The sequence below is a fragment of the Bacteroides caecigallinarum genome (assembly GCF_016901995.1).
Lineage (GTDB): Bacteria > Bacteroidota > Bacteroidia > Bacteroidales > Bacteroidaceae > Phocaeicola > Phocaeicola cellulolyticus.
On sequence record NZ_JACJLE010000002.1, the window covers coordinates 1 to 17,208 of the forward strand.

17 protein-coding genes and 4 tRNA genes are annotated in these 17,208 nt (G+C 39.4%); 16 read left to right on the forward strand and 5 right to left on the reverse strand.

The window, feature by feature from the left end; genetic code table 11:
• Positions 1 to 1,250 (forward strand): ATP-binding protein (locus H6A61_RS00645; RefSeq protein ID WP_204390370.1); only part of this gene is annotated, 1,250 nt, incomplete at its 5' end.
• 257 nt (positions 1,251 to 1,507) lie between these two features.
• On the opposite strand, the gene H6A61_RS00650 is transcribed toward H6A61_RS00645, so the two are convergent.
• Positions 1,508 to 1,690 (reverse strand): hypothetical protein, encoded by a 183-nt coding sequence (locus tag H6A61_RS00650; protein WP_204390371.1) that lies wholly within the window; start codon positions 1,688 to 1,690, stop codon positions 1,508 to 1,510.
• Positions 1,691 to 2,077: 387 nt separating this feature from the next.
• Here H6A61_RS00650 and H6A61_RS00655 point away from each other — a divergent pair, with 387 nt between their 5' ends.
• The 7 genes from H6A61_RS00655 to cdd all read left to right on the forward strand — a co-directional run bounded on the left by H6A61_RS00655 (position 2,078) and on the right by cdd (position 5,814).
• Positions 2,078 to 3,262 carry a PDDEXK nuclease domain-containing protein gene (locus H6A61_RS00655; protein WP_204390372.1) on the forward strand — a complete coding sequence of 395 codons (1,185 nt, stop codon included), beginning with the start codon at positions 2,078 to 2,080 and terminating at the stop codon, positions 3,260 to 3,262.
• Positions 3,263 to 3,465: 203 nt separating this feature from the next.
• On the forward strand, positions 3,466 to 3,897 hold the full coding sequence (locus H6A61_RS00660; protein WP_204390373.1) for a hypothetical protein: 432 nt from the start codon (positions 3,466 to 3,468) through the stop codon (positions 3,895 to 3,897).
• Positions 3,898 to 3,965: 68 nt separating this feature from the next.
• A complete protein-coding gene (locus H6A61_RS00665; RefSeq protein WP_204390374.1) occupies positions 3,966 to 4,220 on the forward strand; it encodes a hypothetical protein in 255 nt (84 codons plus the stop codon).
• A gap of 97 nt (positions 4,221 to 4,317) precedes the next feature.
• Complete coding sequence (locus H6A61_RS00670; RefSeq protein WP_154042819.1) at positions 4,318 to 4,536, forward strand: dephospho-CoA kinase; 219 nt, start codon at positions 4,318 to 4,320, stop codon at positions 4,534 to 4,536.
• A 145-nt stretch (positions 4,537 to 4,681) separates the two neighbouring features.
• Complete coding sequence (locus tag H6A61_RS15870; protein WP_239469045.1) at positions 4,682 to 4,942, forward strand: PIN domain-containing protein; 261 nt, start codon at positions 4,682 to 4,684, stop codon at positions 4,940 to 4,942.
• Positions 4,943 to 5,002: 60 nt separating this feature from the next.
• Positions 5,003 to 5,236: a hypothetical protein gene (locus tag H6A61_RS00680; RefSeq protein ID WP_204390375.1), complete on the forward strand. Its 234-nt coding sequence runs from the start codon at positions 5,003 to 5,005 to the stop codon at positions 5,234 to 5,236.
• A 98-nt stretch (positions 5,237 to 5,334) separates the two neighbouring features.
• Positions 5,335 to 5,814, forward strand: coding sequence for a cytidine deaminase (cdd, locus tag H6A61_RS00685; RefSeq protein WP_204390376.1), 480 nt, complete (start codon positions 5,335 to 5,337; stop codon positions 5,812 to 5,814).
• On the opposite strand, the gene H6A61_RS00690 is transcribed toward cdd, so the two are convergent.
• Positions 5,815 to 7,434, reverse strand: coding sequence for an ABC-F family ATP-binding cassette domain-containing protein (locus H6A61_RS00690; RefSeq protein ID WP_154042821.1), 1,620 nt, complete (start codon positions 7,432 to 7,434; stop codon positions 5,815 to 5,817).
• A 286-nt stretch (positions 7,435 to 7,720) separates the two neighbouring features.
• Here H6A61_RS00690 and H6A61_RS00695 point away from each other — a divergent pair, with 286 nt between their 5' ends.
• Positions 7,721 to 8,332: a nucleotide exchange factor GrpE gene (locus H6A61_RS00695; protein WP_204390377.1), complete on the forward strand. Its 612-nt coding sequence runs from the start codon at positions 7,721 to 7,723 to the stop codon at positions 8,330 to 8,332.
• Between the two features lie 23 nt (positions 8,333 to 8,355).
• Positions 8,356 to 9,537 carry a molecular chaperone DnaJ gene (dnaJ, locus tag H6A61_RS00700; protein ID WP_204390378.1) on the forward strand — a complete coding sequence of 394 codons (1,182 nt, stop codon included), beginning with the start codon at positions 8,356 to 8,358 and terminating at the stop codon, positions 9,535 to 9,537.
• A gap of 70 nt (positions 9,538 to 9,607) precedes the next feature.
• Here dnaJ and H6A61_RS00705 read toward each other — a convergent pair whose 3' ends face one another.
• The gene (locus H6A61_RS00705) at positions 9,608 to 11,143 is read right to left on the reverse strand and encodes an alpha-N-arabinofuranosidase (RefSeq protein WP_204390379.1); all 1,536 of its coding nucleotides are present in this window, start codon (positions 11,141 to 11,143) and stop codon (positions 9,608 to 9,610) included.
• Between the two features lie 136 nt (positions 11,144 to 11,279).
• Between H6A61_RS00705 and mltG the strand changes: the two genes are divergently transcribed.
• Positions 11,280 to 12,305 carry an endolytic transglycosylase MltG gene (gene mltG, locus H6A61_RS00710; RefSeq protein WP_204390380.1) on the forward strand — a complete coding sequence of 342 codons (1,026 nt, stop codon included), beginning with the start codon at positions 11,280 to 11,282 and terminating at the stop codon, positions 12,303 to 12,305.
• Between the two features lie 80 nt (positions 12,306 to 12,385).
• On the opposite strand, the gene H6A61_RS00715 is transcribed toward mltG, so the two are convergent.
• Complete coding sequence (locus H6A61_RS00715; protein WP_204390381.1) at positions 12,386 to 13,075, reverse strand: potassium channel family protein; 690 nt, start codon at positions 13,073 to 13,075, stop codon at positions 12,386 to 12,388.
• A gap of 23 nt (positions 13,076 to 13,098) precedes the next feature.
• Complete coding sequence (locus tag H6A61_RS00720; RefSeq protein ID WP_204390382.1) at positions 13,099 to 14,925, reverse strand: TrkH family potassium uptake protein; 1,827 nt, start codon at positions 14,923 to 14,925, stop codon at positions 13,099 to 13,101.
• A gap of 235 nt (positions 14,926 to 15,160) precedes the next feature.
• Between H6A61_RS00720 and H6A61_RS00725 the strand changes: the two genes are divergently transcribed.
• The 5 genes from H6A61_RS00725 (at position 15,161) to H6A61_RS00745 (ending at position 17,181) form a co-directional block, all read left to right on the forward strand.
• The gene (locus H6A61_RS00725) at positions 15,161 to 16,534 is read left to right on the forward strand and encodes a TrpB-like pyridoxal phosphate-dependent enzyme (RefSeq protein ID WP_204390383.1); all 1,374 of its coding nucleotides are present in this window, start codon (positions 15,161 to 15,163) and stop codon (positions 16,532 to 16,534) included.
• A 237-nt stretch (positions 16,535 to 16,771) separates the two neighbouring features.
• Positions 16,772 to 16,843: transfer RNA gene (locus H6A61_RS00730), tRNA-Glu, on the forward strand.
• 41 nt (positions 16,844 to 16,884) lie between these two features.
• Positions 16,885 to 16,956 (forward strand) — tRNA-Glu (locus H6A61_RS00735).
• A 40-nt stretch (positions 16,957 to 16,996) separates the two neighbouring features.
• A tRNA-Glu gene (locus tag H6A61_RS00740) sits at positions 16,997 to 17,068 on the forward strand.
• A gap of 41 nt (positions 17,069 to 17,109) precedes the next feature.
• Positions 17,110 to 17,181, forward strand: a tRNA-Glu gene (locus tag H6A61_RS00745).
• Positions 17,182 to 17,208: the final 27 nt, after the last annotated feature.

Consider the following 17,208-nt stretch of genomic DNA (forward strand, 5'->3'; position numbering starts at 1 on the left):
CCTTGTCAGATGAATATCTTCTTAATTATGAAGGAAATTTAACTGTGATAAAAAAATATACAAATGGTAGTAAAACTCCAAAAGTATATATTTATGCTTATCATCCCAATCATAAAGAATGTTGCGATTTATTAAGTAAAAAACAAAAAGAGTTGCAAGAACTATCTGAAGATTTAGATTGTGATAAAACTAAGAATGCAGAAATGCGTAAAGCAATACGTAATTTATATTCTGATTTTTTAGATTTAAGGATGAAAGAAATAGAGGTTTCAAAAGAAGATGCAAAAAATATCTGGGATAAATTGAAACAATATATGCCTATTTATACCTTATTTCAGGCCGATAGAAGCAATGACGATAAAGATAAAGAAGTACAAGATCCTCTAAAGGAGGCTGTGAAAATAATAATGTCATCTACAAAAATAAGATCTAAATGTCAGGAAATATATGATGCCGTAATTGAAGAATTACAAAATGTTTCGGATAGAACTGTAAAGAAAATTAGTGATATGAATCCTTCATTAGCTAGTTCTTTGCATCCAGCTCTACCAACAGCAGATGATTTAAAATGGACTGATGTATTTAAATCCGTATCTATAACAGGTGAAAACGATATTCCAATAAATAAAAGAGGAAGTGGAGTTAAAAGACTTATTCTTATTAATTTTTTTAGAGCAGAAGCCGAAAACAAACAAGAGAAAGCAAAAGCACCAGGAATAATATATGCAATTGAAGAACCTGAAACAGCACAACATGCCCATCATCAGAAACTTCTTATAGACGCTTTAAAAAAACTATCACAAAAAGATGATATACAAGTAATAATAACAACTCACAGTTCTCTGATATTAAAGCAATTAGCATTTGACGAAGTACGAATTGTAAAAAACATAGAATCCGGTAAAGTTGTAAATAAAATAAGTGAATCACAATTACCTTATCCATCATTAAATGAAATTGCATTTACCGCATTTGGGGATGTTCTTGTTGAATATCATAACGAATTATATGGTTATATTGAGTTCGAAGGATGGAAGAATGAATTTAAAAACGGAAAGGAGTTATACCCATATAAGAAAGAAACGACTAAAGGTATAAAGGAGGAAAATTTAATTAAAACTGAAATTATTAGACATCAGATTCATCATCCAGAAAATAAATTAAATACTTATTTTACCCCAGATGAACTTTATAATTCTATTAATGAAATGCGTTCATTCATAGAAACTTATAAGGCTGCTAATAAATAGCAGCCTTATAACCCTAACAACCTTATCTTCTCGGCCATCTACGACAATGAGAATGAACATATTCAATACGCCCATATCTCTTACGATAATAGTCAGTTACAGAAACAGGTTTCAAGGGACATGTACACCTTATTCTCATATTAACACCTCCTTTCTTTTGTCCCTTGACTACTCAAATGTTGGTGCTAACGAATAATAGTACATTACAAAGATAACTTTTTTTGTAAAATTGTCCAAAACATATAATATATATTTCTTTAAACCGATAATAGTTTACTCAAATCTGGATCATTATTAATCCGTTCAGTCTTAGACTCAACCAAAGTAATAATCTCCTGCTTAACTCTGCGGTAATTGCTTTCAATAGTCTCACGAAGAATATCGTTCCTGTCACTGTCAATAAACTCGGCAATGACGGGAATCTTCTTATACGCCTTCATTTCAGCAGAAACTTTGGCAGAATCTACTAGTAAATGACTTTTATGTAGGCAGTCAGAATGTTTATCGTAATTCCATTAAAATGTTCAACCTGATACTGTATAATTGTATCTTTATCCTAATGAAGCTAATGATACAAACTTGTATATTAATGATACAAGCTCTAATAGATGATTTCGTAAACAGACAGCAATATGTAAATATTATATTTCCAGAGGATATAAAAAACTAAAACCTGAAAACATCATTCCAAATAAATGCTTATCTTTGAATGCATAAGTAAATTGAGAAAATATATGGCAATAACTATATGGATATAATAAAGAAGACCATATTTCAGAAGGAAGAAGTCAGCATAAAGGATTAAGAACAAACGAAAGGAGAAGTTTATGGAAAGCAAGAACATTATACATTCACAGGAACATCAGTTTGGTGAGGTCGTTGATATAATACTTCAGCATCGTAGCCGCGCTTCGAGGGCCGTAAATGAAGAAATGTTGCTCACGGCATGGAACGTTGGTTCTTATGTATCCGGAAAGTTGAAAAGTGAAGAATGGGGAAGCAAGGTCGTTACACAGCTATCTGAGTACATTCGTTCACACCGTCCGGATTTGAAAGGATACAGTCGTAGCAGCATTTACAATATGGTGATGTTTTATGATGAATATTCTTCTGAAGCGTTCAGAAACACCGTACAGCAATTCTTTTCTAATGGAATTGTGCAGACAGAATTTGCACAATTGACGGAAAGGGACTTAACAGGAATCAATGACATAATGCAGACAGAATCTGCACAATTGACGGCAAGCAATGACGAAATTGTCCAGCCAAAAACTGGACAATTTATGAGCCTGTTGAATCTGACCACATTGACTAATCACGTTGAGATACTGTGCCGCTGTCGTAGTCAGGAAGAACGTCTGTTTTATATCCTTTATGCTCACAAAGAACATTTGGTAAAGAGGGAACTGCAACGTTGTATATCCAACCAGACATACGCAACACTATTAGGGAATAAAAGTAATATGTCGAAAGGTATGTTGGAGGCTTATCCCGATGCTCCGATAATGTTTAAAGATACTCTGTTTGTGGATTTTCTCGGACTTCCGAAAAAGCACAGCGAGACAAAATTAAGAAACGGGCTGATAGAACACATGAAGCAGTTTATTCTTGAACTGGGAAAAGACTTTATCTTTATGGATCAGGAATACCGTTTGAATGTTGGTGCATCGACTTACAAAGCTGATTTGTTATTTTTCCATAGAGGTTTGCAGGCTCTTGTGGCAGTAGAACTTAAAAAGACAAAATTCCATCCTAAAGACTTGGGACAGTTGGAATTCTATCTGGAAGCTCTCGACAGAGATGTAAAACGGTCCAATGAAAATCCGTCTATCGGTATCATTCTTTGCCCTGAATCAGACCGGGTAGTTGTGGAATATGCCATGAACCGCTGCATGAGTCCTACTATGATTGCTGAATACAAACGTATCCTCATTCCACAAGAGCGTATGCAGGAACAGCTCAGAGAGTTTTGTAATTTCTTTATGAAGAATGAAAACGCTTATTCCTGTTGATGACCTTTATGTAGGCTGTCTGAGTGTTTGCCATAATCCCAATAAAATGTTCAACCTGATACCATATTATTGTGTATCTTTATCTTAATAAAGCTAATGATACAAGCTTGGATACCAATGATACAAGTTTGGATGCTAATGATACAAGCTCTTATAAATGATTTCATAAACCGACAGCAATACGTAAATTATTATATTTCCAAATGCTGAAAGAATTATGTTCTGAAGGTTATCTTGTTTCTGACGGTATCGGAAGAGGAACTACATATCATTTGAATAAAGATAGTAATCTTAATAGTTCAGATGGAAACCTTAATAGTTCGGATGAAAACCTTAACAGCTCAGATGAAAACCTTAATAGTTCGGATGAAAACCTTAACAGTTCCAATGATGATTATCTTAAGACAAATACTCAAAAAACAATTAAAAAGAAATATAGCCAAAAAGAATTATTTGGAATAATACAGAATAGTACCCAAACTTGGAAATCAGTAGAGGAAATAGCCCTTGAAATAAGGCGAAGTACACAATATCTGAAAGGGGAAATTATTCCAGTGATGGTGAATAAAGGACTTTTGGAAAGAGAACATGCTATGCCTAATCATCCGGCTCAAAGATATAAAAGGAAGTTTTGAAATTTACTCAAAAAACAGGAAAATGAGCGTACAAGAATTCATTTGCAGATTTCTAAAAACTTCACACTATGAAAGAACTGAAACAACAAGTCATTATAGAGGAGCATCCTGATATAGAGATAAATTATGTTGAGGATACAAATGTCCCTCAAGGTGGCACCCAAGATGGCACCCATGGTGGCACTCAAGACGAAGATTTAGATACCTGGATTGAAGAACAGGTTGCCACTTATCCTAAAATTACAACTGAAGAATTGGCTTTACAATCAGGGAAAGGCATAAGAACGATTAAACGCCATATAGCTAAGATGAAGAAGCTCTGATATTGATGCTACATCATTTGAGAAGTTTTTAAAAGAAAATTAGGAAATAAAGAAATAAATTGTACTTTTGCATTATATAGATTATAAATCCAAATATATGAATGTGACAGTTTTTAATCCGGCTCAATTGCAAGTGCTTGAAATGATGTCGTTTGTGGACAGTCCTGAAGCATTAGCTGAACTTAAAAAGGCTATTTCTGACTATTTCGCCAAGCAAGCGCAAAAGGAGATTGACCGCTTGTGGGAGAATGGAGAATTGAATGAGGAAAAAGTCGATAAATTCCATCAACTACATGAACGTACTCCATATAAATGAATATGAGAAACATTGTATTGGATACTAACTCACTTATTATTGCTATTTCAGCGAAGAATGACTGCCATAAAGTGTAGCAATCATTCTTAAATGGGATTATACGCTATGTATAAGCAACGAAATCTTAGAAGAGTATCTGGAAGTCATGACACGCAACATAAACAGATATGTAGCCGAAGCGATTATCTATACGATTCTTACTCGCGAAAACGTAAAAAGACTAACTCCACACTACCGCTTTCATTTAATTACATCAGACCAGGATGACAATAAGTTCGTAGACTGTGCGATTACAGCCAATGCTGAATACATCGTGACAGAGGATCATCATTTTAATGAACTTAAAAATATATCTTTTCCATCAGTTGCCATTATTAATCTAAAGGACTTTGCAAAAACATTATAAGTTCATTAGCTTGCATTCACTATTTTTTTGTGTATTTTTGCGAATAAACGTGCGAACAATATGAAACAAATGAAACCAGACATACACCCTTTCGTCGAGACCATGACCCTTGCAGAACTAAGAAAATTTGTCATGTTACAGCTTGAAGAGAACTACGAAAAGAGCATGGAGATAAATGACTTGAGGACAACTGTAGATAAACTCACCAAAAGCCTTGAGGAGGCCAGAATGACTATTAGTACCCTTACGGAAGCTCAATATGATAAGGTGAATGGTGAAATGGGAGATGAATAGACTTGTTACAGCCAATTTAGATAATGTTCAGACATTGATTAAGTAGTGTTTAAGCAGCATCTAAACAACACCTAAAAGAAACCTAAAAACTTCAAACTATGAAAGAATTGAAACAACAAGTCATAATAAGAAAATACCAGTTCGAAGAACTTACTGACTCCGACAAACGACTGATAGAGGCTGCAAAAGAAACTACAAAGAGAAGCTATGCCCCATACTCACATTTCAATGTAGGAGCAGCAGCCATGCTTGATGACGGCACGATAGTGACCGGCTCAAACCAGGAGAATGCCGCCTACCCTTCCGGACTATGTGCCGAACGCACTACCCTGTTTCATGCCGGTTCTGAATATCCTGACAAAGCTGTAACAACACTGGCCATTGCCGCATCAAACAGCGAAGGTTTCACAGAACAGCCTGTCACTCCGTGCGGAGCGTGCCGACAGGTAATGCTGGAAGCCGAACAAAGACACCACCGCCCTATCCGTATGCTGATGTACGGCACTGCCTGCATATACGAAACAAGGGGAACAAAAGATTTGCTCCCCCTGTCGTTTGGTATTGAATCAATGGAATGATTATTTGTCGCCGTACATACGTGCGCGCATTTCCTTGATATGGTCTGATGTGATGTATTCATCGTACTCCATCATCTTGTCGATGATACCGTTAGGTGTAAGTTCGATGATACGGTTGGCAACAGTCTGAATGAATTCGTGGTCGTGTGATGCAAACAGCACGTTACCTTTGTATTGCTTCAGATTGTTGTTGAATGCCTGAATAGACTCCAGGTCAAGGTGGTTTGTAGGAGTGTCAAGGATAAGACAGTTGGCATTTCTCAACTGCATACGTGCAATCATGCATCGCATCTTCTCTCCTCCCGAAAGTACGTTCACTTTCTTCAGCACTTCTTCACCTGAGAACAGCATACGTCCGAGGAAGCCTTTCATCTCCACTTCATTGCCCTGTCCGTACTGGCTCAACCAGTCAACAAGATTAAGATCGCAATTGAAGAAGTCAGTATTGTCAAGTGGCAGATATGCAGTAGTGATAGTCACACCCCAGTTGAAGTGTCCTGCCTGTGGTTTGCGACGTTCATTGATAATCTCGAAGAAAGCAGTCATCGCACGTGGGTCACGGCTCAGGAATACTATCTTGTCACCCTTTTCTACATTGAAGTTTACATCGTTGAAAAGAACAATTCCATCTTCAGTTTCGGCACGAAGTCCTGAAACTTCAAGAATCTGATTACCCGGCTCGCGGTCCATAGTAAAGATGATACCTGGATATTTACGTGATGAAGGCTTGATTTCATCGACATTAAGTTTCTCAAGCATCTTCTTACGGCTGGTTGTCTGTTTTGATTTTGCCACGTTGGCAGAGAAACGGCGGATAAATTCTTCAAGTTCCTTACGTTTTTCTTCAGCCTTAGCCTTCTGGTTCTGCTGCTGGCGGAGTGCAAGCTGGCTTGATTCGTACCAGAAACTGTAGTTACCGGCAAAGAGGTTAACCTTACCGAAGTCGATATCCACTGTGTGAGTACATACAGAGTCGAGGAAGTGACGGTCGTGGCTCACTACAAGTACTGTATGTTCGAAATTTGAAAGATATTCTTCCAGCCATGTCACAGTTTCCATGTCGAGGTCGTTGGTAGGCTCGTCCAGAAGCAGGTTGTCAGGATTACCGAACAATGCCTGTGCAAGCATGACACGCACCTTTTCCTTACCGCTGAGGTCACCCATCAGCATATAGTGCTTGTCTTCCTTTATACCAAGTCCGCTAAGAAGAATAGCAGCATCGCTTTCTGCGTTCCATCCTTCAAGTTCTGCAAATTTTTCTTCAAGTTCTGCAGCCTTAATTCCGTCTTCATCGGTAAAATCTTCTTTGGCGTACAGTGCTTCGCGCTGCTTCATGATGTCCCAAAGCACAGTGTGTCCCATAAGGACTGTATCAAGTACAGTATGTTCGTCGAACTTGAAGTGGTCCTGGCTAAGAACTGAAAGACGTTCGCCCGGTCCCAGCGTAACGCTTCCCTTAGTAGGGTCAAGTTCACCGGAAATTACCTTAAGAAATGTTGACTTACCTGCACCGTTGGCACCTATCACACCGTAAATATTACCGTTGGTGAACTTCATGTTCACATCGTTGTACAATACTCTCTTACCGAATTGAACGGCTACATTAGAAACTGTAATCATTTTATAAGTTTGTTTGTATGTATATACCTAAATTATACTGTTATTCTGAAATTTGCGTGCAAAGGTACTAAATATCCAGCTAATTTACAATGCAGTGAAAGGCATATCACTCCCAGAACACGGCTTTTTATAAGTTTTTTTGTGTCAGTATGTCAGTTTTTTAGTAATTTTGCGGCTGTTTATGCATACAGAGCATTACAGGCACGGTTTTTGTAGTACAGCCAACAGCCGTATGCAAGTCCGGCACTTAAATCACAGATTAATAATAAAATAACAACATAAAGACATGAATAAAAATCAGAATCAAAATCCGGAAGAAGAAATATTGAAGAACGAGGAAGCTGAAAACCAGCAGCAGGAAACTGAAAATCAGGCTGAAGAAACAAACTCTGCCGAAAATGCAGGCGAAGAGAAGGAAGCCGAACTTTCAGAAGAGGAAAAAGCAGCAAAAGAACTTGAAGAGACAAAACAGGCTCTTGAAGACTATAAAGACAAATATCTGCGTCTTTCGGCTGAATTTGACAATTACCGCAAACGTACAATGAAGGAAAAAGCCGAACTTATCAAGAACGGTGGCGAAAAGGCTATCTCGGCTATCCTGCCTATCCTGGATGATTTGGAACGTGCTTTGCAGAACATGCAGAAGGCAGACGATGTTAAGGCTATGTACGAAGGTATTGACCTGATACATCAGAAGTTCCTGAAAAACCTTGGTCACGAAGGGCTTGAAAAGATGAATCCTGTGGGAGAAGCATTCGATACTGATTTCCACGAGGCAATAGCTCTTGTTCCTGCTCAGGAGGAAGCACAGAAAGGCAAGATTTTGGACTGTGTACAGACTGGTTACAAACTGAATGACAAAGTTATACGCCACGCCAAAGTGGTAGTTGCTCAATAATACAATAAAACCACATCGCAAATATGGCTACTAAAAGAGATTACTACGAAGTGCTTGGCGTGGAGAAGACAGCCACAGCAGACGAAATAAAGAAAGCATACCGTAAGAAAGCAATCCAGTATCACCCTGACAAGAATCCGGGAGACAAGGAAGCTGAAGAGAAATTCAAGGAAGCCGCAGAAGCATACGAAGTATTGAGCAATCCTGACAAGCGTTCACGCTACGACCAGTTCGGTCATGCAGGCGTAGACGGTGCTGCAGGAGGCGGATACGGAGGTTTCGGCGGACAGGGTATGTCTATGGATGATATATTCTCTATGTTTGGTGACATCTTTGGCGGACACAGCGGTTTCGGAGGATTCGGCGGTTTCGGAGGTGGCGGAGGCCAGCCAAGACAACGCAAATTCCGCGGTGCAGACCTTAGAGTAAAGGCTAAACTTACGCTGAAGGAAATTGCTGAAGGAACAGAAAAGAAATTCAAGGTAAAGAAATATGTTCCTTGTTCACACTGTCACGGAACAGGTGCCGAAGGAAACAGCGGAACAGAGACTTGTCCTACATGTCACGGAACAGGTAGCGTGACACGTACTCAGCAGAGTATCTTCGGAATGATGCAGACTCAGTCTGTATGTCCTCAGTGTAACGGTGAAGGAAAAATCATCAAGAACAAGTGTAAGGAATGTAACGGCGAAGGCGTAGTTTACGGTGAAGAAGTTGTTACAGTAAAAATACCTGCCGGAGTGGCAGAAGGTATGCAGGTTACCATCAACGGTAAGGGTAATGCCGGAAAGCACAACGGTGTGGCAGGCGACCTGCTTGTTCTTATAGAAGAAGAAAAGCATCCTGAACTGATAAGAGACGAAAGCGACCTTATTTATAATCTGCTTCTTAGTGTTCCTCAGGCAGCGCTTGGTGGTACAGTGGAAATCCCTACAATAGACGGCAAGGCTAAAATCAAGATTGAACCGGGAACACAGCCTGGTAAGGTTCTCCGTCTGAGAGGCAAAGGTCTGCCTAACATCAACAGCTACGGCTACAGCACCGGAACAGGTGACTTGCTGGTAAACGTAAGTGTATATATCCCTGAAACTCTTACAAAAGAAGAACGTCAGGCACTCGAAAAATGGCAGGAATCCGAAAGTTTCAAGCCTAACACAAGTCTGAAGGAAAAAATCTTCAAGAAATTCAGAAGTCTTTTCGACTGATTGATACATAATAAAAATAGAGCGGTACTTTTCTTAAAGCGCCGCTCTATTTTTTTGTATTATTCAAATATTATTTCAACTCCAAAGTTACGATAGATTTTGCAGGAAGTTTCACATTCAAGACATTCTTCGAGATCTTTGCTCCCTTGAATTCTTTCGGGCAAACTACGTTTGGCTTTTCGAAGGTATTGTAGTCATCTATATTTTCAGATGTCAATATTCTTCCTGACACTGACTTGAGTGTTTCGCCGTCAAGCTTAATGGTTATTTCCTGTTCCTCGTCAAGGCTTACGTTCGACAGTGATATATGTGTCACACCATCCTTGCGTGAAGCTGTTGCACTCACCATCGGAACTTCGCGGTTGTCTCTCACTACCTTGTAATTACATTCAAGGTTCAAAGGAAGATATGTGGCATCCTGATGAACATTATACATTTCGAACACGTGATATGTAGGAGTTAGCACCATCTTGTCTTCTTTAGTGAGAATCATTGACTGAAGAACGTTTGCTATCTGAGCGATGTTAGTCATCTTCACACGGTCTGTATATTTATGGAATACATCGAGTGAAAGAGAAGCTACAAATGCGTCACGCATAGTGTTCTGCTGATAAAGATGTCCAGGAATAGAGCCAGGTTCCTGATCCCACCATGTACCCCATTCGTCAACCATCAGGGCAATCTGTTTCTTAGGATCGTATTTATCCATTATGGCGATGTGGCGTTTCAATACGTCTTCAATTTCAAGACACTTACCCATTGTCCAGTAGTAATCATCGTCAGTGAATTCCGTAGCCGAACCTTTGCTACCTTCCCATCCTGTAACGGTGTAATAATGCAAAGAAACACCGTCCATTCTGTGACCGATATTCTTCATCAATGTTTCAGTCCAATCGTAATCATAGTCGCTTGCACCGCTGGCAATCTTGAACAGAACATTTCCGTTATAGTTTCTGCAATATGTTGAATAACGGCGATAAAGGTCTGAATAATACTCAGGACGCATGCTTCCACCGCATCCCCAGCTTTCGTTCCCTACTCCGAAATATTTAACCTTCCATGGCTTTTCACGTCCGTTTTCCTTACGCAGTTTCGCCATAGGGCTACCCTGTTCGGCTGTCATGTATTCCACCCATTTTGCCATCTCCTCTACAGTTCCGCTTCCTACGTTACCGCTGATATAAGGTTCGCAACCCAGCATCTCACATAGATTGAGGAATTCATGAGTACCGAAGCTGTTGTCTTCCACTGTACCTCCCCAGTTGTTGTTCACCATACGCGGACGGTTCTCCTTAGGTCCGATTCCGTCCATCCAGTGATATTCGTCGGCAAAACAACCTCCCGGCCATCTCAATACAGGGACCTTCAGTTTCTTCAATGCTTCAAGAACATCTGTTCTGTAACCGTCAACGTTAGGTATTGAGGAATTCTCGCCTACCCACAGACCACCATAAATACATGTTCCAAGATGTTCTGCAAACTGTCCGTAAATTTCTTTCGGGATAATCTGGTTTCCTTTCTCAGGATAAATCTCGATACTTGCTTTCTGCTGTGCAAATGCAGGAATTCCTGCCATAAAAGCCAATGCCAATAGCGTATTTTTCATGTTTGTAAATAAAATAAATTATAAGATTATAGTTTGAGTATGGAGCAAAGATACTATAAATATGATATTAGCAAAAAAAATAATTGCCAAAAATACACTTATTTTCATATCTTTGTAGCATTAACCAGTTTTTTATATGAAGAAGAAAGCATTAATTATCTCCATATCCGTGATTGCAGCGATTATTCTGTCTGCTGCAGTCGGCACATACTTATTGTTATTTAGCAAACCTTTCAACATTAAGAATCCTACGTTTATTTATATAGATGAAGACGACTCTTCCGACTCTGTTTTTGTCAAAATTGAAAGAAATCTTAACCCCAAAAGTATGTCAGGGATAAAGTTTCTGGCAAAAATCAAAGGTTATGGAGAGGACATACATACAGGAGCATACAGGATAAGCCCGCAATCGTCCGTTCTTGAAGCCTTCAGAAAGATTGAATCCGGAAGACAGACTCCTGTGAAACTGATAATCCCCAGTGTAAGAACTATGAACAAACTGGCATCAAGAGTAGCCAGACAGATTATGGCTGATTCAGCCAGCATATCTGCACTGCTGAATGACAGCAGCTACATAGCCACACTTGGATATGACAAAGCTACTATTCCCGCACTTTTTATACCTAATACGTATGAGGTTTATTGGAATATGACAGCTGAAAGCTTCATTAAAAGAATGGTAAAGGAAAATAAGAATTTCTGGAGCGCAGAACGTAGGGCAAAGGCAGAAGCACTGAATATGACCACTACCGAAGTATGCACTCTGGCATCAATAGTGGATGAAGAAACTGCCAACAACGCAGAAAAGCCTCTTGTGGCAGGACTCTACATAAACAGGCTCAAAAGAGGGATGCTTCTCCAAGCCGACCCTACAGTAAAATTCAGCCTACAGGACTTCGGACTTAGAAGAATACTGTTCAAACATCTGGAAACTGACAGCCCCTATAATACCTACAAATATGCCGGGTTACCTCCCGGACCAATCAGAATTGCATCAGTAGCGGGAATAAACAGTGTTTTGAATTATTCAAAACATAATTACATTTACATGTGTGCAAAAGAGGACTTCTCCGGTACTCACAACTTTGCCTCTACTCTCAGCGAGCATAACATAAACGCAAGAAAGTATCAGCAGGCATTGAACAGAAGAAACATAAAATAAACATCCGGTATAGACAGAGGGATTAGTCCTAACATTTCATCAATACTAATCCCTCATGTTTTTATAGAGCTATACTGTCTTTATTTTACAGATTTCCAGAACTTGATAAAATCGGCATACTGACCATAACAAACCAGACCGTCATCCTGTTTCAACTCGTAATCCTCAGGATAAGATACTTCTGAAACTTTCTCAACCTTTGATATTCCAAGAATATTTGAAGTATGTTTTCCCATAATCACGGATATAATACGTATCTTGAATTCTTCCTCTATGCTTAACTCATTGATTTTATATCCTATGAGTTTGGAAGGTATTGAAAATTTAAACACATAATTGTTTTCATCAACGGAGAAATGCTCAACTTCGGCATTAAGCTCCATAAGCTGTACCAGAAGCCTTGCAGCATCTTTTTCCGGAGTCAATATTCTATCCAATGAAAATGCGTCAAGAACAGCCTTATGCACTTCATCTACGGCACGTGCATATATATGCTTTACATTATGTTTCTTCAATAATGATACAATCCTTACGGAAGCTCCGAAGTTCTCACCTATGGCCACAATGACTATATCCACACTGTTAAGAGGCAGAACAGACAGTGCCATCTCATCTGTAACATCGAGGACATACGTTGTGGCAACCTTGTCTTTATAACGTTCCGCCTGAAGTTCCTCTGAGTCAACGCCGACAACTTCATGACCTAGAGCCGTAAGCTCTTCTGCCAACACTCCACCATAATTGCCTAATCCTATAATAAGATATTTCATATCGAATGTATTTTATTGTTTTATCAGTTTATTATAATATTGTCACTTGGATATTTGTAGTTTTTCTTTTTCTCCTGTCTTATAAGTCCGCTTACCAATGTAAAAGCTCCTACACGACCAACAAACATAAGGACTATTATCAGAAGTTTGCCGGCATTGCTCAAAGTCGGTGTAAGATCAAGGCTGGAGCCTACCGTACTCAAAGCAGATACACATTCAAAGACTAATGCCATGACAGACGCATTCGGTTCTATGACAGTCATCAGGAATATTGCAAAGAAAACAATAAGAAGATAAAGAATCAAAGCCGCATTTGAACGTTTTACCGAATCGGATGAAATCTCGCGATGTAGAATATATGTTCTCTCCACCCCTCTAAGCACGGCAAAAAGGTTTATCAGAATCACAGCAAAGACATTTATCTTCACACCTCCGGCAGTTGACTGTGTTCCGCCACCTATCATCATCAGAATAATCATAAGCAGAAGAGTCTGTGTGGAAAGTGTGGTAAGTCCGACACTGGCAAAACCCGCAGTTCGTGGACATACGGAATTGAAAAAGGCGTGGACCACTTTGTCTGCCGCATCCATACCGGCAAAAGCATGATTCCATTCAAAAAGAAGAATGACAATTGTTCCCAGCAACAAAAGTGCTCCTGTCATAAACAAAACAATCTTGGTATTCAGATTGTACAAATGAATTTTCTTGATAAACCTGCGACGACGGAAAAACAGTCGGGAAAAACAATATCGGAAATAATAGAATATCGTGTCTTTCATATTCACCAATATAGGGAAACCTATACCGCCAAATACAATAAGCAATGACAATACGATATAAAGAAAATTGTGATTATGCATCACCATGTCATTACCCATTCCACCAGGAAGTGTAGAAAAACCGGCGTTACAGAATGCTGATATGGAATGAAAAGCTGCAAAATAAAGCTCCTCATAAAACGTCATTCCAAGGGTTCCGTGTATGTCAATCCATATCAGAAACATACCTATTCCCTCAATGGCAAGAGTAAATCCCAATATATATAATAATGTAGATAATAATGAGTTCAATGAATTGGTACTTATCATATCACCTACAGCCAACTGGTTGTAAAGCGACGTATTCCCCATAAAGAACATGGCGAAGAAGCTGGTTATAGTCATCACTCCCAAACCACCTATTTGAATAAGCAGCATTATTATAATCTGACCTTCCATGGTAAATGTGGAAGGTACATCGACAGATACAAGTCCGGTTACACACGTTGCACTGGTGGAGATAAACAACGCATCTATCCACGATATGCCATTATATGTAGCCCTTGGAAGCATCAGAAGTCCGGCTCCGACAATTATTATTATAAAAAAGCTTGACGCCAGAATAAGTGAAGGATTTGTTTTTCGTCCCAAAAGCCGGACAAAAAAACCGGACAGCAACGTAAAGGACATAAGCAGAAGAACAGCCCCCTTGTAATAACTGCTATTGAAGAATATCCATATCCAATATGCCGCATTACCAGGTTCAGGCAGATGAAAAACAACAGGCAACAGTGTAAGATAAAGACCTATATCAAGCAACCAGGTCCACACTGTGAACTTATTGCCTTCTTCGTTTGAAAACAGATGACTTAATGCTGTATTGACCAGAAAAACAATCCAAACTGAGTTTGAAACAGCATGAAGTACGGAATGTACATTTTCCGTAACCGTGAAACCGTAACGATATACTATAGAAGCTATGAATAAAACAGCTGCAAAACATGCTAGCCATGAAAACCAGTCAACCACCTGATAAATGCGGGGCAATACAAGCTTCTTTCTATATAATATTAAACGTTCCCAATTATCCATATTCTTTTTAACTTTAAAAAGAGACATGCAAACTTACGGAAAAAAAATGGTGAAACAGCCAATAGCATACAAAAAGTTGAATTTACCACTCAATTAGCACAAAACGCAATTATTAAATAGATTTCTCCTTACATTATTCTATCTATTTTTAATATTTAGTATCAAATAATCGAGTATTTCTTTGCTAAATAAACTTTTTTGTCTATTTTTGAGCAGAACTTTAAAATAAATAGCCATGAGCGAGAAACAGAAAAGATTTTTCCTAAAGGAAAACGAGATACCTACACACTGGTATAATATTCAGGCGGACATGAAGAACAAGCCTATGCCGCCACTCAATCCTGCTACAAAAGAACCGTTGAAGGCAGAAGATCTTTACCCTATCTTTGCAAAAGAGCTGTGCCATCAGGAGCTGAACCAAACTGACGCATGGATAAAAATTCCGGAAGAGGTTAGAGAAATGTATAAATACTACAGAAGCACCCCACTTGTAAGAGCATACGGTCTGGAAAAAGCTTTGGGAACACCGGCACACATATATTTCAAAAATGAAAGCGTAAGTCCGATTGGTTCTCATAAACTTAATTCGGCACTGGCACAGGCATATTACTGCAAGAAGGAAGGTGTGACAAACATCACTACCGAAACCGGAGCAGGACAATGGGGAGCTGCCCTGTCATATGCTGCCCGCGTGTTCGGACTTGAAGCTGCGGTTTATCAGGTAAAAATCAGCTACGAACAGAAACCTTACAGACGAAGCATAATGCAGACATTCGGCGCACAGGTCACTCCTTCGCCATCTATGTCAACACGTGCAGGAAAAGATATTCTTACAAAATATCCAAATCATCAGGGATCATTGGGAACTGCCATCTCAGAGGCTATAGAGCTGGCAAGAACAACTCCTAACTGTAAATACACTCTTGGGTCGGTATTAAGCCACGTTACACTGCATCAGACTGTAATCGGACTGGAAGCCGAAAAACAGATGGAAATGGCAGGAGAATATCCTGACATAATTATCGGATGCTTTGGCGGTGGTTCAAATTTCGGCGGTATCTGTTTCCCATTTATGCGCCACACTATCCTGGAAGGCAAAAAGACAAGATATATAGCAGCAGAACCTGCATCCTGCCCTAAACTGACAAGAGGTAAGTTTGAATACGATTTCGGAGACGAAGCCGGATACACTCCTCTCCTGCCAATGTACACTCTGGGACATAACTTCGCACCTGCCAATATTCATGCAGGAGGTTTGAGATATCATGGTGCAGGTGTCATCGTGTCACAACTTCTGAAAGACGGATTAATGGAAGCTGTAGATGTGAAACAACTTGACACATTCGATGCCGGTATCATGTTTGCAAAAGCCGAAGGTATAATTCCTGCTCCGGAATCATGCCACGCAATAGCAGCAACAATCAATGAAGCAAAGAAATGTATCGAAACAGGCGAAGAGAAAGTAATTCTGTTCAATCTGTCAGGACATGGACTTATTGACATGAGTGCATACGACCAATACTTGTCCGGCAACCTTACAAACTACGAGCTTAGTGAAGAGGAAATAGAAAAAAATCTGGAAGAAGTAAAAAATCTTGGACAAAAATAAGGAATAAACACAAAACATATAATAATTAATACAACATCCTTAAAATAAGTATGTTAATTAATAAAGTCTGATGTTATCTTCAATTTCTATAAATGAAATAATATCAGACTTTATCTTTTTTTGAGCTGTTTTTACGCCGGAAAGTTTGCATATTTAAAAAATATTCGTACCTTTGCACCCGCAATCGGAAATCATCACCGAGGCAATAAGAAAACCGGATATTCCGGAACATAGGATGGCCCGTTCGTCTATCGGTTAGGACGCAAGATTTTCATTCTTGAAAGGGGGGTTCGATTCCCCCACGGGCTACAAAAAAAACAAAGCTGCCGGACATTCCGGAGCATAAGGATGGCCCGTTCGTCTATCGGTTAGGACGCAAGATTTTCATTCTTGAAAGGGGGGTTCGATTCCCCCACGGGCTACAAAAAACAAAGCTGCCGGATATTCCGGAGCAATAAGGATGGCCCGTTCGTCTATCGGTTAGGACGCAAGATTTTCATTCTTGAAAGGGGGGTTCGATTCCCCCACGGGCTACAAAAAAAACAAAGCTACCGGATACTCCGGAGCATAAGGATGGCCCGTTCGTCTATCGGTTAGGACGCAAGATTTTCATTCTTGAAAGGGGGGTTCGATTCCCCCACGGGCTACTGAAAGTTGGATTTTAAATCCAACTT